The sequence below is a fragment of the Arthrobacter sp. YD2 genome (assembly GCF_030410475.1).
GTDB classification, from domain to species: Bacteria; Actinomycetota; Actinomycetes; order Actinomycetales; family Micrococcaceae; genus Arthrobacter_B; species Arthrobacter_B zhangbolii.
Genome location: NZ_JAUHHB010000002.1, coordinates 634,265 through 649,485, shown reverse-complemented (window position 1 = coordinate 649,485; position 15,221 = coordinate 634,265). Strand labels below are relative to the sequence as shown.

The 15,221-nt window shown below is 65.2% G+C and carries 14 protein-coding genes and 1 tRNA gene; 9 read left to right on the top strand and 6 right to left on the bottom strand.

Annotated features, from left to right (window positions below):
• Positions 1–8 precede the first annotated feature (8 nt).
• Entirely contained in the window at positions 9–803 is a 795-nt protein-coding gene (locus QWJ37_RS09590; RefSeq protein ID WP_290245152.1) for a hypothetical protein, read from the top strand.
• Between the two features lie 218 nt (positions 804–1,021).
• Complete coding sequence (gene pyk, locus QWJ37_RS09585; RefSeq protein ID WP_227902074.1) at positions 1,022–2,533, top strand: pyruvate kinase; 1,512 nt, start codon at positions 1,022–1,024, stop codon at positions 2,531–2,533.
• A 94-nt stretch (positions 2,534–2,627) separates the two neighbouring features.
• Here pyk and QWJ37_RS09580 read toward each other — a convergent pair whose 3' ends face one another.
• Positions 2,628–3,221: a response regulator gene (locus QWJ37_RS09580; RefSeq protein ID WP_227902269.1), complete on the bottom strand. Its 594-nt coding sequence runs from the start codon at positions 3,219–3,221 to the stop codon at positions 2,628–2,630.
• A 178-nt stretch (positions 3,222–3,399) separates the two neighbouring features.
• Here QWJ37_RS09580 and QWJ37_RS09575 point away from each other — a divergent pair.
• Positions 3,400–3,484 (top strand) — tRNA-Leu (locus QWJ37_RS09575).
• Between the two features lie 74 nt (positions 3,485–3,558).
• On the opposite strand, the gene QWJ37_RS09570 is transcribed toward QWJ37_RS09575, so the two are convergent.
• Positions 3,559–4,296: an aspartate/glutamate racemase family protein gene (locus tag QWJ37_RS09570; RefSeq protein WP_290245151.1), complete on the bottom strand. Its 738-nt coding sequence runs from the start codon at positions 4,294–4,296 to the stop codon at positions 3,559–3,561.
• 85 nt (positions 4,297–4,381) lie between these two features.
• On the bottom strand, positions 4,382–5,959 hold the full coding sequence (locus tag QWJ37_RS09565; RefSeq protein ID WP_290245150.1) for an NCS1 family nucleobase:cation symporter-1: 1,578 nt from the start codon (positions 5,957–5,959) through the stop codon (positions 4,382–4,384).
• Positions 5,960–6,114: 155 nt separating this feature from the next.
• Between QWJ37_RS09565 and QWJ37_RS09560 the strand changes: the two genes are divergently transcribed.
• A complete protein-coding gene (locus QWJ37_RS09560) occupies positions 6,115–6,555 on the top strand; it encodes an NUDIX domain-containing protein (RefSeq protein WP_290245149.1) in 441 nt (146 codons plus the stop codon).
• Positions 6,552–7,022: an NUDIX domain-containing protein gene (locus tag QWJ37_RS09555; protein WP_290245148.1), complete on the top strand. Its 471-nt coding sequence runs from the start codon at positions 6,552–6,554 to the stop codon at positions 7,020–7,022. Before QWJ37_RS09560 ends, QWJ37_RS09555 begins: the two co-directional genes overlap by 4 nt.
• Before the next feature lie 13 nt (positions 7,023–7,035).
• On the opposite strand, the gene QWJ37_RS09550 is transcribed toward QWJ37_RS09555, so the two are convergent.
• Positions 7,036–7,788: a MerR family transcriptional regulator gene (locus tag QWJ37_RS09550; protein ID WP_290245147.1), complete on the bottom strand. Its 753-nt coding sequence runs from the start codon at positions 7,786–7,788 to the stop codon at positions 7,036–7,038.
• 136 nt (positions 7,789–7,924) lie between these two features.
• Here QWJ37_RS09550 and QWJ37_RS09545 point away from each other — a divergent pair, with 136 nt between their 5' ends.
• Together QWJ37_RS09545 and QWJ37_RS09540 are read left to right on the top strand one after the other, a co-directional pair.
• Positions 7,925–8,875, top strand: a complete 951-nt coding sequence (locus QWJ37_RS09545) for a zinc-binding dehydrogenase (protein WP_227927899.1) — start codon at positions 7,925–7,927, stop codon at positions 8,873–8,875.
• 178 nt (positions 8,876–9,053) lie between these two features.
• Entirely contained in the window at positions 9,054–10,475 is a 1,422-nt protein-coding gene (locus tag QWJ37_RS09540) for an ABC transporter permease (RefSeq protein WP_290245146.1), read from the top strand.
• Between the two features lie 12 nt (positions 10,476–10,487).
• Here QWJ37_RS09540 and QWJ37_RS09535 read toward each other — a convergent pair whose 3' ends face one another.
• Positions 10,488–11,075, bottom strand: a complete 588-nt coding sequence (locus tag QWJ37_RS09535) for a helix-turn-helix domain-containing protein (protein WP_290245145.1) — start codon at positions 11,073–11,075, stop codon at positions 10,488–10,490.
• A gap of 116 nt (positions 11,076–11,191) precedes the next feature.
• Between QWJ37_RS09535 and QWJ37_RS09530 the strand changes: the two genes are divergently transcribed.
• On the top strand, positions 11,192–12,169 hold the full coding sequence (locus QWJ37_RS09530; protein ID WP_290245144.1) for an NAD(P)/FAD-dependent oxidoreductase: 978 nt from the start codon (positions 11,192–11,194) through the stop codon (positions 12,167–12,169).
• 12 nt (positions 12,170–12,181) lie between these two features.
• Here QWJ37_RS09530 and QWJ37_RS09525 read toward each other — a convergent pair whose 3' ends face one another.
• A complete protein-coding gene (locus QWJ37_RS09525; protein ID WP_290245143.1) occupies positions 12,182–12,844 on the bottom strand; it encodes a TetR/AcrR family transcriptional regulator in 663 nt (220 codons plus the stop codon).
• Positions 12,845–12,997: 153 nt separating this feature from the next.
• Here QWJ37_RS09525 and QWJ37_RS09520 point away from each other — a divergent pair, with 153 nt between their 5' ends.
• Entirely contained in the window at positions 12,998–15,166 is a 2,169-nt protein-coding gene (locus QWJ37_RS09520) for an ABC transporter permease (protein WP_290245142.1), read from the top strand.
• Positions 15,167–15,221: the final 55 nt, after the last annotated feature.

The following is a 15,221-nucleotide window of genomic DNA, read 5'->3' as shown; positions in this document are numbered from 1 at the left end:
AGCGCAGGATGGTGGCAGGGGTTATCGGGACCGTTTTCGGGATCGGCGTCACGGTGGGGCTGGTGACGCTGGTTGTTTTCCTCACTGCACGCCGCAGGGCCAAAAAAGCCGGTCCGGGTGCGCGGGTGGAGTTTAATCCCCGGGGATTAAAGGGCGTGCTGCTGTTTGTAGGCGCCATTGCAGTGCTGGTATGGCTGGCGGTGCTGATGGCCATCAACTCCGACCGGCCCTCGTGGGTATTCAGTGTCGGAATAGTGTTCCTCCTCGGAATGCTTCGGCCGGTTATCCAGAAGCAGGCCGGGAGCATGTTTGTGGTCAGCGGAGAGGGCAAAGGCGCGGTCGGCACTCCGGCTACGCCGGACGGGTACTACAGCCCGGCACAGTTCCCTGCGGCCCAGTACCCGGCGGCGCAGCATCCTCCGGCGCAGGCCGGCCCGGCCCAGTACCCGGTGGCGCAGCACCCGCCGACGCACTTTACGAGCGGCGAAGCGGTTTCTGCACAGTACGGGGCGCCGGCCGAGCCCGCCGGTGGAACGCCCGAACCGGACCCGCGCCCCGCGGGCACGAAGAAACCGCTCACCCGCAGGCAGGCCGACTTTCGGCTGCTGTACCTTCCGGCGGCGGCGAGCGTAGCGGTCGCCCTGGTACTGGGCTTCGGCGGCAACTGGACCGCGGCCGGCTTCCTTATGGGACTGGCAGTCATCAGCGCGCTCAGCTACGTGATGTTCCGGAGATCAGTGTCCGGCCCGGCGGGCGCCAAGGCCGCCGCGGCGGCACAAAGAGGAGAAGGTACGCCCGGATAGTGCTGATGGCGGCTGCACAGATTCCCACGGCTTGCCTTCCGCACTGCCGGATGCGGGCCCGCACGGCGCCATTTGCGCCCGTCTGTGGGAATTTGTGCAGGCTTCCGGACTAGCGGTACGGAATTTGACCTGCTTCGGAGCCGTCAAGCGCGCGGCACAGCGGCCCCGGCAGCCCCGGTCCCATGCGGAAACCGTCAAGGAAGACTAGGCTGGGAAATATGAGACGCGCAAAGATTGTTGCCACTTTTGGACCAGCGATCGCCAGCTATGAAAATACCGTAGCGGTTCTTCGCGCGGGCGTGAACGTCGCCCGTATGAACATGAGCCACGGCGACCACTCCGTACACAACGCCACGTATGAGAACGTGCGCAAGGCTTCCGCTGAGCTCGGCATGCCCGTAGGCATCTTCGCCGACCTGCAGGGACCCAAAATCCGGCTCGGCCGGTTCACCGAGGAACCCCACTTCCTGAATGTGGGCGATACGTTCACCATCACCACCGAGGACATTCCCGGTACCCGGGAAATCTGCTCCACCACCTACAAGGGCCTGCCCGGCGACGTCAAGATCGGCGACTTCCTGCTGATCGATGACGGCAAGGTCAAGCTGCGGGCAGTAGACGTTACCTCCACCACCGTGGTTACCCAGGTTGTTGTGCCCGGCAACGTGTCCAACAACAAGGGCATTAACCTGCCCGGCGTTGCCGTGAATGTGCCTGCACTGTCCGAAAAGGATGAGGATGATCTCCGCTGGGCACTGAACCGCGGCGTGGATATGGTTGCCCTCTCCTTCGTGCGCGACGCCGGCGACATTGCCCGCGTGCACGAAATCATGGACGAGGAAGGCCGCCGCGTCCCGGTGATTGCCAAGATCGAGAAGCCGCAGGCCGTGGCAAACCTCGAGGAAATCATCGACGCGTTCGACTCCATCATGGTTGCCCGCGGCGACCTCGGCGTCGAGCTGCCGCTCGAAGAGGTTCCCCTGGTACAGAAGAACGCCATTGAACTGGCCCGCCGCTGGGCCAAGCCGGTGATTGTGGCCACCCAGGTGCTCGAATCGATGATCGACAACCCCCGCCCGACCCGCGCCGAGGCCTCCGACTGCGCCAACGCCGTGCTGGACGGTGCCGACGCCGTGATGCTCTCCGGCGAAACCTCCGTGGGCAAGTACGCCATCGAGACGGTGGAGACCATGGCCCGGATCATCGAGTCCACCGAGGAGCACGGCCTGAACCGTGTTCCGCCGCTGGGTTCCAAGCCGCGCACCCGCGGCGGTGCCATCACGCGTGCCGCCGTCGAAATCTCGGACCAGCTGGACGCCAAGTACATCTGTACCTTCACCCAGTCCGGTGACTCCGCCCGCCGGCTTTCCCGCCTGCGCCCCTCCAAGCCGGTGTTCGCCTTCACCCCCGTGGAGGAAACCTACCGCTACATGACCCTGTTCTGGGGTGTCGCACCCATGCTCGTTGAGTTCGCCGAGCACACCGACCAGATGACCGCCCAGGTGGACCGGACGCTGCTCGAAGAGGGCCTGGTGGAGGACAATGACCTGGTGGTCATCGCCGCCGGTTCGCCTCCCGGACAGGCCGGTTCCACCAACAGCCTCAAGGTGCACCGCGTAGGCGACATCGCCGACGCCGGCCAGCGCTACGAAGGCCAGGAACGGATCAAGGAAAAGGTCGGCCCGTGGCCGGTCAAGGACAGCAAGAAGGGCAAGGCCAAGGCCATCTAGCCTTCCGGCCTTGCCGCAGAAACAGCCCTGCCGCACCAACAGTAAAGGCCCCGTCCGATTGGACGGGGCCTTTAGTGTTGGTGCTACGTGAAGATCAGTTGACCTGGTTGATGATGGTCTCGGCAACCTCGCGCATGCTCAGGCGGCGGTCCATGGAGGTCTTCTGGATCCAGCGGAAGGCCTCGGGCTCGGTCAGTCCCATCTTGGTGGTCAGCAGCGACTTGGCACGCTCCACCAGCTTGCGGGTGGCGAACTGCTCCTTCAGGTCCGTGACCTCTTCCTCGAGGGCCTTGATCTCCTCGTGGCGGGACAGGGCAATCTCGATGGCAGGGATCAGGTCCGCCGGGGTGAAGGGCTTGACCACGTAGGCCATGGCACCGGCTTCGCGTGCCCGCTCCACCAGTTCCTTCTGGCTGAAGGCGGTCAGCAGCACTACCGGAGCAATACGGGCCTTGACGATCTGCTCGGCTGCGGTAATCCCGTCCATCAGGGGCATCTTTACATCCATCAGGACCAGGTCCGGCTTCAGCTCCTTGGCGAGCTGCACGGCCTTCTCGCCGTTGTCTGCCTCGCCAACGACGTCGTACCCCTCGCCGGTCAGGATTTCGACAATGTCGAGGCGGATCAGGGTCTCATCTTCAGCGACGAGGACGCGGCGGGCCGGCGCGTTGGAGGACGCGGCATTCACGGCCTCGGCGGGCGCCTCAGTGGTAGACGGTGCGGGCTCGGTGGACTCAGACACAGGTGGCTCCTCAGATACGGTCTCTCCTGCCGGCGCACCGGCAGTTCACGTATTCAGCCTATCCGCATGTAGAGTTGTTTTGCGTCCAACACGGCAACTACCCGTTGTTCGTGACAGACGGCACGCCCGAATGGCGGAATTGGCAGACGCGCTGCACTCAAAATGCAGTATCGAAAGGTGTGTGGGTTCGAGTCCCACTTCGGGCACCACTATGCAAAAGCACCCCGGTCCTTGGACCGGGGTGCTTTTGTTTGGCCTTTTGGGAACGGCAGCCGAACCCTGATCAGTGCTGCAGGGAACCGGCGGCGAACGGCCAGTTGCGGAACAGCTTCGGGCGGCCCGGGGCATAGGTCCGGACCTTGGAGGTGCTCAGCCCCATCCGGACCAGGGACTCTGCAACGGTCACTGCGGCTGCCACGCCGTCAACCACCGGTGCACCCGTACGGTCCGCAATACTGTCCTTCAGCCCGGCCATGCCGCCGCAGCCCAGGCAGATGACCTCCGCCCGGTCCTCCTGAACCGCAAGCATTGCCTGCTCCGTGATGGCACGCACTGCGGCCTCGGGATTCTCCTCGAGACCTAGGACCGACATTCCGCTGGCCCGCACCGAGGCGCACCGGTCCAGGAGTCCGGCCAGTTTCAGGCGGTCCTCAATCAGCGGAACAGTGCGGTCAAGGGTGGTCACCACCGAGTATTTGTGGCCCAGGTACATGGCCGTGGCCGCGGCGGCTTCAGTGATGTCCACCACGGGGACATCCAGCAGTTCCTGCAGCCCCTCCCTGCCATGCTCACCGTAGCCCGCCTGGATCACGGCGTCGAAGGGTTCGGGATAGGCCTTTACGGTTTCCATTACCGCTATGGCGGCCAGATAGCTCTCATAGTTTCCTTCCACGGATTCCGCCCCGAAGAGCGGTGTCAGCGGAATGATTTCGGTCCCGGGTGACGCGGCCGCGGCTGCCTCGGCGCCAATGGACTTGGTCATGGTTTCCGTGGTGTTGACGTTCAGCACAAGAATGCGCATTCTGTCTTCCTTTCGCTTTGCTCGGTGTTGGCGTCTTTCAGTGCCGACGTCGTTTAGTGCCTGCGTCGTTTAGTGTCTGCGTCGTTTAGTGTCTGGGGGCGACGGCGATAGTCTCGCCGTCGACAGCCCGGAAGGTCCCGTGCCGATTGGTGATGATGAGGTAGATGACCGCTGCCAGGATGGCTCCGACAAACCAGGAGAACCCGGCCACCAGGCTGAACGCGGGAACCAGCGCCAGGACCAGTGCGACGACGGCGGCCGGCGTGCCCGCGATGATCGCCTTGCGGTTTACCCCGCGGGTGTAGGCATAGTCGCCGTCGGGGGACTCCGAATAGAGATCGGGCATGTTTACCCTGCCCTTACGCACCAGCCAGTAGTCGGCCATGATGACACCGAACAGGGGGCCCAGGAGCGCGCCAAGTCCGCCCAGGAAGTACACAATCACCACGGGGGAGTTGTACAGGTTCCACGGCAGGATGATGAGCCCGATGACTGCCGACACCAGGGCGGCCCGGCGGAAGTTCAGCCGGCGCGGGAAGAGGTTGGCCAGGGTATAGATGGGGGCGACGAAGTTGGCCATCAGGTTCACCGCGATGGTCAGGATGATCAGGGCAAGGGCCGCAAGCACCAGCAGGAACGTGTTGGGGATGGTGTTCACAATGTCGGTGGGGGATTCGATGATGGTCCCGTCGATCCGGTATTGGGCACCGGCCAGGACAATCACGATGACGGCAAAAAAGAGCATGTTGATCGGGATGCCGAAGAAGTTGCCGCGCACCACCGAGCGTTCGGAAGGGGCGCCGCGGGTGAAGTCGCAGAAGTTCAGGACAAAGGTTCCGTAAATGACCACCCACAGAGCTGCCGACTGGAAAATCCGGACCCACATTTCACCGCCGGTCAGGGACTCGGTGGTGGACCAGGCGATGGACCCGCCGGCTTCCACGAACATCCAGATGGCCAGGGCCAGCATGGTGACCAGGATGATCGGCCCGGCAAATGCTTCATACTTGCGGATCATTTCCATCCCGAAACTGACAATGATCACCTGCACCACCCACAGGGCCACAAAGGAGATCCAGCCCAGCGTGGAGAGCCCCAGGAAGGAATTGGTGTCCAGCGGCGCCAGGTTCGGAGCCAGCGCGAGGATCAGCACGCGCAGCACCACGGACGCCAGATAGGTCTGGATGCCGAACCAGGCAATGGCGACGGCGCCGCGGATAACTGCGGGAATCTGGGCTCCCTTCACCCCGAAGGCAATCCGGCTGATGACCGGGAAGGGGGCCCCGGTGCGCTCACCCATAAAGCCGGAGAGGTTCAGCAGCAGGAACAACAGCACCGCCCCAAGCGCAAAGGCCAGCAGGATCTGCCAGGCGCCCAGGCCCAGGGCGAACAACCCGATGGCGAACGCGTAGTTGCCCAGCGAGTGCACGTCATTGGCCCAGAGGGTAAAGATGCTGTAGGCGTGCCAGGTCCGTCCCTTTCTGGTGGTGGGCGCCAGATCCGCGTTGTAGAGCTTCGGGCTGACCCCCGGCGGCAACGGGACCGTCTCCGGTTTTGTTCCCGTCAGGGACGCCACGGCCGGGTCCCCCACGCCTCCCGGCTCCGGGTCCACCAGATGCGGGGGCACGCGCTTTGCGCGTTCGCTGCGGGCATTGTGAGACATTTTCGGGCCTTCCTGCAGGCGGTAATCCGGGACAGTCCAGCCAGCATAGTGTGATGTCCGTCATATTGAGTTTTGTGTAACGGCACGCCGTTAGGCTGATGCCGTCCGCCCCATTAAAAGGAGACTGATCCGCCGTGACCGACCGGTTCCGAGTAGTGCCAGCCAGCTATCTGATTCTTCCGCGGGGGGATCAGATCCTGCTGCAGCTTCGGCAGGGCACCGGATACATGGACGGCTACTGGGCAACCGCCGCTGCCGGGCATGTGGAAGCGGGGGAGTCTGCCGTGCAGGCGGCAGTGCGGGAGGCGCGCGAGGAGTTGGGCATCTCCGTAGCACCCGACGACGTCGTGCCCCTCACTGCCATGCACCGCACCAACGGAGGCGGTCAGGCTGTGGATGAACGGGTGGACTTCTTCTTCACCTGCACCCGCTGGAGCGGTGAACCGCGCATCATGGAGCCCGGCAAGGCGGCGAAGCTGGCGTGGTTTGCCCTCCACGACCTGCCCGCCGCCGTCGTTCCCCACGAACGTTTTGTTCTGGAGCGGCTGCGCGCGGACGTGCCGCCGGTTGTCACCTTCGGGTTCGAGCCCGCATGATCACCAGTGCCGGCATCCTGCTGTACCGGCGGCGGCAGGATGGCCTGCAGGTCTGGATAGGTCACATGGGCGGACCGTTCTGGGCCCGGAAGGATACGCATGCCTGGTCTATCCCCAAGGGTGAATACCTGCCGGAGGAGGATCCCCTGACTGCAGCGCTGCGGGAATTCAGCGAGGAAATGGGCACGCCCGCTCCCGCCGCGGAGTATGAACTGCTGGGCAGTTTCCGCCAGTCCGCGAAAAAGGCCATCACGGTTTTCACTGCTGAAACGGACTTTTATCCGGAGCGGATAGCGAGCAATACCTTTGCCCTGGAATGGCCGAAAGGCTCGGGCCGGATCCGTGAGTACCCCGAGATTGACGACGCCGGCTGGTTTTCCCCTGCGGCGGCGCGCACCAAACTGGTCAAAGGCCAGATCCAAGTGCTCGACACCCTTCTCCAGCGGCTGGTGGAGCAGGAACCGTAGAGGGCGTGACGCGTTAGCCGGCGAGTCCCCGCGCATAGGTACGCAGGGCGTCCCGGACATACCGGGCGCCGTCTGCAAACTCGCGGGTGTAGTGGACCGTGAACCGCTCGTCAGCGGCGTACATGTCCGCCAGTCCTTCGAGCATTCGCGGGTCGAGCTGCCGCTTGCCGGAGCCGGCGGCAATCCAGGCCGCGTGCCGCTGCGCTAGCTCCTGCACCTGGGGGCTGTCCGTTGCCAGTCCCTGGCGCTGGGCTGTGTCCCAGGCGTCCTGGAGCGCGGCGTGCTCGGCCTGGAAGCCTTGTTTGCGTGCCTCATCGAGCGAAGCCCACCAGCGATCCGATGCGGCATAGGCATCCGGGCCCCAGCGTTCCTCCACCTCCTCCCGATACTGCGTGTGGTCAAAACCTTCAAACATCTTCTCGGCCATGATCTCCTCTCCTTTTTGGAGTGCTGCCAGCGTGGAGCGGACAGCGTTGATTTGTGTCTGCACCCGGTCCCGTTCAGCCTGCAGATGGCGCAGGTGCCGGGTCAGGGCCGCTGAGTCGTCCTGTTCACCGTCAAGGATGTTCCGAATCTGCGGCAATGACAGGCCGAGGTCGCGCAGCAGCAGAATGCGCTGCAACCGCACCAGGGCATCCCGGCCATACCGGCGGTACCCGTTGCTTCCCACACGCGTGGGTGGCAGCAGCCCGATGCTGTCGTAATGGCGCAGCGTGCGGGACGTAGTCCCGACCAGCTTCGCCACCTCCTTGATGGACCAGTCCATGCGTTTCCTTTCCATGCCCCTCCAGCCTAGAACTTGACGCAACGTCAAGGTCAAACGACCGCCGGCAGGCGCCCCGATCGAGCCGGGGATAGGCTGGATAGGTAAGCAGAAGCGCACCCATGGAGGGAGTATTTCCATGAAGGCATGGCAGTTTACCGGGACCAACAAGCCGCTGGAACTCAACGAGGTTCCTGAGCCGCACGCCGGGCCAGGGCAGGTTGTGGTGGAGGTCAAAGCGGCAGGAGTCTGCCACTCAGATGTGACTGCACTGGATGATCCGGGCTGGATGCCGTTGTTCTTCCAGCTGCCCCGCACCATGGGCCATGAGAATGCCGGCGTGATTGTCGAAGTCGGCGAGGGCATGGAGCACTGGAAGGTCGGGGACCGGGTAGGCCTGGCGCCGGTGATGAGTGACGGAGATGCCCTCGGCTACGGAAAGTGGGACGGCGGCTTCGGTCCGAAACTGCTCGCCACGGACGACAACCTGGTCAAACTCCCGGATGAAGTCCCCTTTGACCTGGCCGCCATGGCCACTGACGCCGGGCTTACCGCCTACCACGCCATCATGGCCGTAGGCGGAGCGAAGGCCGGTATGAAGGTGGGCGTGATTGGCCTGGGCGGTCTGGGATACATCGGCGCCCGGGTGGCAGTGCTCGCCGGTGCCGAGGTCTACGGCGCCGACATCAACCCGCAAACCCGCGACCTGGCCGAGGAGATTGGGCTGGCCGGCGTTGCCGAATCGATTACCGAGTTCAAGGACAAAAACCTGGACCTGATCGTGGATTATGCCGGTTTTGGCAGCACGACGGCGGGGGCCGTGGAGACACTGGCGGAGTACGGCACCCTGGTACAGGTGGGAATGGGCAGGCTGGAAGCGAACATCAGCACCTACCCGCTCATCATCAACCAGCTCACCATCAAGGGCTCCAAGTCCGGCACCAAGGAGGACCTCGAAGCACTGTACGAGCTGATGAAGTCCGGGAAGCTGAACCCGCCGATGAACATCATTGAGCAGAAGGACATTCCCGACGCGATCGACAAGCTGCGGGCCGGCGGAGTAGTCGGCCGCTTCATCGCCAAGTACTAGGGCTGTCCGCTCCGGGCCGCCCGGCAGGAATTCGGCAGGAATTCGGCAGGAATTCGGCCTCCCGCCGGGCCGGGCGGCCCCGGACCGTATCCGCGGAACAGGGCAGCGGGGTAGCCTCGAACGGTAAGGGCGAGAAGGTGCGTCCACAGTACAGCCCGGCTGCTTCGGAGGTATCCGCATGCCCGCACATTCAGCGCAACCGGATCAGCCCGGAACCCCTTCGCCGCAGACCCGCCGGGGTGCGGCGCCGTCCACGGCAGGGGTGTACCTCTCACCGCGTATGTGGCTGCTGCCGCTGCTGGTCCTCCTGCTGCTCGGCGGGGCGGGCACCGCCCTGTATATCGGCGGCCTGGGCAGCCCGGGAAACCACCTCAAACACTTCCCCGTTGCCGTCGTGAACCAGGACAGCGGGACGCAGACGCCTGCCGGCAGCGAGAACCTGGGGCAGAACATTACCGACGAAATGGTGAAGGGGTTCAGCAGCAACGACGAGATTGACCTGCGGGTCCTGTCCTGGGAAGAGGCGCAGGAGCAAATGGGCAAGGGGCAGATCCACGGTGCGGTGGTAATCCCGGAATCCTTCTCCGCAAATGCCACCGCACTGGTCAGCGGCTCACTCAGCGACACGCAGGTCACGCGGCCGGACATCACCGTCTACACCAACCCCCTGGCAGGACCGCTGGCAAGCAGCCTCGCCACCTCTGCCCTGGACCCGGCCGTGGAACAGGCCAACAAGGCCCTGGGCGAACAGCTGACCGCTTCGGCACGCGAAGCCCAGGGACAGGCACAGGCAGAACTCCAGGGCGAGCTGGCACGGCTGGGAGCGGACCTGCCGCCCCAGCTGCAGCAGCAGGTGGCGCCGAAGGTTGACGGTACGTCCTCCGACCTGCTGGCGGAGCCCATTTCCGTTACCCGGGACGTTTACAACCCGCCGCCGGAAGGGGCGGCCCTGGGCATGGGCGCCTTCTTCTACTCCGTGCTCCTGATGGTCGTGGGACTGAGCGGTACCGTGGCCATCCACTTCCTGGTGGACGCCCGGCTGGGGGTGGCGCCGGTGGAACTTGGGCCCCGCTTCTCCCTGGGCCCGCCACTGCAGCCCGCCCGCTGGAAGACCTATCTGCTCAAATGGGGCCTGGTGGTCCTGGGCGGGCTGCCCACCGCCGGCCTGATGATGTGGGTGGCCTCCGCCGTCGGCATGCCGATACCGAACGGCGGCTGGTTCTTCCTCACCACGTGGCTGTCCATTGTCACCGTGTCGGCGGTAACCATGGCCCTGATTACGCTCTTTGGCAGCGCCGGGATGATCCTGTCCCTGATCTACGTGGTGTTTATGGGCCTGCCTGCGGCCAGCGGCGTGGTGCCGCTGGAGGCGCTGCCCGGATTCTTCACGTTCATTGCCCGCGGCGAACCGCTGTACCAGATGACCATGGCCAACCGGGCGGTGCTCTATTTCAACGCCGACGCCGACGCCGGGGTGCAGAGCGGGGTGATCGGCATGCTCGTCATCATGGTGATTGCCGTGGCCCTAGCGATGATCTTCGCCGCTGTCTATGACCGGATGTTCGGATACAGGGCACTGCGGGCAGCTGCCCCCGCCTAGGGGCAGGGCGCATTACTGACGGCGTGCCGCCGGCCGCGCCCGCAGGTGGGCCCGCTCGCCCTGTGGTCCGAACAGTGCAAGGAACTCCGTGGCCTCCGGGCCGGCATTATCCATCCAGTGCGGCGTTCGCGTCGAGAATTCTGCCGCCTCACCGGGCAGCAGGATCAGCTCGCGGTCCCCAAGGAGGAGCCGCAGCCTGCCGCTGAGGACGTACAGCCACTCGTAGCCCTCGTGGGTTTGGAGGGCAGGTTCCGCCGCCGTGGAGCGCGCCGGGAGGATGTACTTATAGGCACGCACCCCGCCGGCCCGTTCGGTCAGCGGAATCACGGTGGCCCCGTGCCGGCGCATCGGACGCATATGGACCCGGGGATCACCGGTAGCGGGAGCGTCCACCAATTCATCCAGGGTCACTCCGTAGGTTCTTGCCAGCGGCATCAGCAGTTCCAGGGTGGGCCTGCGCCCGCCCGATTCGAGCCGGGAAAGCGTGCTTACCGAAATGCCGGTGGCCGCCGCAACCCGGGCGAGCGTGGTGTTGCGCTCCAGCCGCAGTGAGCGCAGCCGGGCACCTACGGCATCAAGGGAAGCATCGGCGTCGTCCATGGGCAAGAGTTTGCCATACCGGCAAACATCTTTGCCACGGTGCGGATCACCGCCGGAAACTGGCAGGAGAGGAAACCCTGCCCGGAACGGGGCGGGGAACGAAAGGAACCCCGGTGATGGAATCAGCAGAAGACCGGCGCGCGGCCCAGCCGTACGACGCAGTAATTATCGGCGGTGGCGCCGCAGGATTGAATGGTGCACTGGCTCTGGCCCGGTCCCGGCGCTCGGTAGCGGTGGTGGATGCGGGCGATCCGCGCAACGCCCCGGCTGCGCAGGTCCACAACTATCTGGGCCGTGAGGGTACAGCGCCCGGTGAGCTGTACGGCATCGGCCGGGATGAAGTGCGTAGCTATGGCGGAACGGTGCTTCAGGGCCGGGCCTCCGGCGTCCGGCGGGAGAAGGACGGACTCTTTTCCGTGCTGCTGGCCGACGGACGCAGGCTGGGGGCCCGGCGTATCCTGGCCACCACCGGAGTGCGCGACATCCTGCCGGAGGTGCCGGGCCTTGCCGCACGGTGGGGAGCAACAGTGCTGCACTGCCCCTACTGCCACGGCTGGGAGGTGCGCGACAAGGCGATCGGTATCCTGGCGGTGGATATGGACGTTGCCATGCACCAGGCTATGCTGTGGCGGCAGCTGAGTGAGGACGTTGTGCTGTTCCTGCACACGGCGGGGGAACCGAATGCCGAACAGGCGCGACAGCTGGCTGCCCGTAGGATCCGCACGGTCCACGGTGAGGTGGCCGGGGTGGAAGGTGCCGGTGCCGATGTGCGCCTGGCGGGCGGTGACCTGGTGCAGCGTGATGCCCTGGCGGTCTTTACCCGGCTCGAGGCCCGCGCCGAATACCTTGCCCCCATGGGAATCAGCGCGGTTGAACAATTCATGGGTGCGACGGCGCTGGGAACCGCCGTCGAGGCCGGTCCGGCAGGAGCCACATCCGTACCGGGGATCTACGCTGCCGGGAACCTGACTGCTCCGATGACCCAGGTCATTGCTTCGGCGGCAGCGGGGCTGATGGCAGGCGCGGCCATCAATGCCGACCTGGCCGCTGAAGACACCTCACGTGCCGTAGCGGCCCTGGAGGCGACGCTCTAAGCGGGCAGCTGCTCAGAGCAGGTAGACCGAGGACGGCTGGGCCAGGAAGTCCCCGGGGTGGGTGACCGGGGCGGCCAGCATCCCGGCGCAGGCGTCAATCAGGAAATAGCCGACGCCGGTCCAGTTGGGCTCTTCGACGCCGTCCTGGACGCGCGCTTCATAATCCGCGCAGACACTGAGGACCATGCCGCCGAGGATGGAGGAACGGCCGTACAGCACCGAGGGAGTGACGTTGCCCGCGGCAGCGTGGGTGCGGCGGACGAGTTCCTCCATGGCGGGGCTGGCCGCCGCGGCGTCGGTACTGACCGCGTGCACCGAAGGGACGTTTCTGATCTGGGATACAAAGCGTGCCCGCCAGCTCGGCACGGGCAGCGATGCCAGGTGCTCCACCCACGGAAGGATCATGGCCGCCAGCAGGTCCGGGAGGGCGGCATCCGCCGGCAGGGAACGAAGCAATTCGGTTCGCCGGCGGTTGGTTTCCTGCAGATGGCGCGTCGAAAGGATGCGCAGCAACTCGTCGCGGCTGCCGAAGTGGTAGGCGACGGCGGAGTGGTTGGCGGTGCCCGCATGCTCGGCGATCCGGCGGTTGGAAACGGCATCGATCCCGTTGACGGCGAACAGTTCCTCGGCGGCATCCAGCAGTGCCCCGCGCGCCTTTTCCCCGTGCTGTCCCATGGCTGAACACTCTCCTTTGAACGTCATTGCGGGCTTCGATTATCCAATTTACGCCACATGGCGTAATTTTGACGAGTCGGTCCCACTGGCCGGCCCGGGCCGCACCGGCCTGCGCCCTCGCACCGCCGTCCTTGATTCAACAGGAGCACGTTCTTGACCAATTTGTCCCCCACATCCACCGATTCACCGCCGGAGACTGAGCCGGCAACTGAACCGGAACCAACGGACCGGGATTCCGCCGCCGCCGTGAAACGGGCCAAGGCGGAAAAGATCGGGCGCTATGTCGCCATGTTCCTGATGCCGCTGCTGATGGTTTCCATGCTGGTGGGCGGATACCTGGCCGCCATGCATTCTCCGGAGCCGAACAACATGCCCGTTGCCGTCAGCGGCTCGGCGCAGCAGGCGGATTCCTTCGCCGGGGCACTGACCTCCGCCAATCCCGACGCCGTTGATGTCAGGAGGGTGGACTCCGCGGAGGAGGCCCGGCAGCTGGTGCTGGACCGCGAGGTTTCCGGTGCCGTTGACCTGGCCGGTGAAACTGCCACGGTCTACACCGCCGGGGCAGCCGGCGCCTCCCAAAGTGGGACCGTCACTGCACTGCTGGCTCCCCAGGTGCTTGCCCAGGGACTGTCCCTGGCGACGGAGGACCTGGCACCCCTGCCGGAGAATGACATGGCCGGGCTGGGGGCGATGTTTATGACCACCGCCCTGATGCTGGCGGGGTACATGCCTCTGAGCCTGGTGCTGTCCAACTCGCCCGAGTTGCTGCGTTTCCGCCGGTTCGTCCCGCTGCTGGCGGGCTGGTCCGCACTGATTGCGGCACTGGTGTGGACCGTCGTCGGACCCATCATGGGCGTGGTGGAAGGCCATACGGCTGCTGTCCTGGGCATTTGCTGGCTCTCAGTGTTCGCCGTGGGCAGCGTCCAGCTGTTCCTCACCCGCATCCTGGGACCCATGGCGGTGCTTGCCGGCATGCTGTTCCTGATGGTTCTGGGTGTGCCCGCCTCGAATATGAGCATGTCGGTGCACACCATGCCCGCGCTCTACCCCTTCCTGCACAGCTTCCTGCCGGCGGCCGCGACCGGCGAATCGCTGCGCTCGGTGCTCTACTTCGACGGGGACGGCGCAGGCCGGCACCTGCTGGTGCTGGCCATCGGCACTGCGGTCTCACTGCTGCTGACCCTGGCACTGGATGCCCTGAAGCGCCGGCGAACACCGGACGCCAAGCCGCTGCCCGTCAACGTTGCCTCGCTGCACGGCGGACCGCGGCCGAAAAACCGCGTCTGGCGCTACCTCACCCTGGCCTTCTTCCCGCTGGCCATGGTCTCCATGATGCTGACCATGATGCTGGGCGCAATGTACCAGCCTGCACCGCGGGATATGCCGGTTGCCGTCGTGGGGGCAACCACGCAGCAGGCCGAACAGGCCGTAGCCGGACTGGAAGAGAACATGTCCGGACTCTTTGATCTGCGGGCACTTGATTCCGCCGATGAAGCACGGGAGCAGGTGCGGGACCGGGAGATCACCGCAGCGTATGTGCTGCCGTCCGCGGAGAACCCCGCGGCCACTCTCTATACAAACCAGGCTGCGGGCGTCAGTGCCCAGCAGGTGGTCAGCCAGATCTTCGCCCAGGTTTCCGCGGGTCAGCAGATGCAGCTGGCCACGGAGGAGATTGCTCCGCTGCCGGGTGAAGACTCCATGGGCATGGCCACCATGTACCTGGCCATGGGCTGGATCATGGCCGGCTTCATGATCATTGTGGTGGGGGCAACCGCGCAGCCCGCGAGCCGGCCGCTTCGGCGGCTCCTGCCCGTGGTGGCCGGCTGGTCCGTAGGTTTCTCGGCGTTCCTCTGGGTCATTGTGGACGTTTTTGTGGGCGCCATCGATGGCCATTTCCTCGCACTTTGGGGCGTGGGCGCCGTCGCCATCTTCTGCGTGGCCATGTTCACCACGGTCTTTGAACGCCTGATCGGGATGCTGGCCATCCTGCCGGTCATCGGCATCCTGATGTTCCTGGGCGTCCCGGCCTCGGGTGCGGCCATGTCCATTTACATGGAACCGGAGATCTTCCGCTTCCTGCACGGCATCCTGCCGATGCCGGCCGCAGTGGAGTCCATCCGCTCCATCCTGTACTTCGGCGGAGACACCGTGGGCTCACACCTGCTGACCCTGGGCATCTGGGGCGCCGCCTCCCTCGTGGTGGTGATGATCATTGACCGGATCAAGCCGCCGAAGGATGAAGCCTGGCCGGTGGATGAGGCACCTGTTCCGGAGCCAGCGCCCGCCGAAGCCGCGCCGGACCGCGAGCCCGCCACCGTCTAGGGAAACCGCGCCGTCGGATAGGACCCGCTGCACCTGCAGCGGGTCCTATCCGATT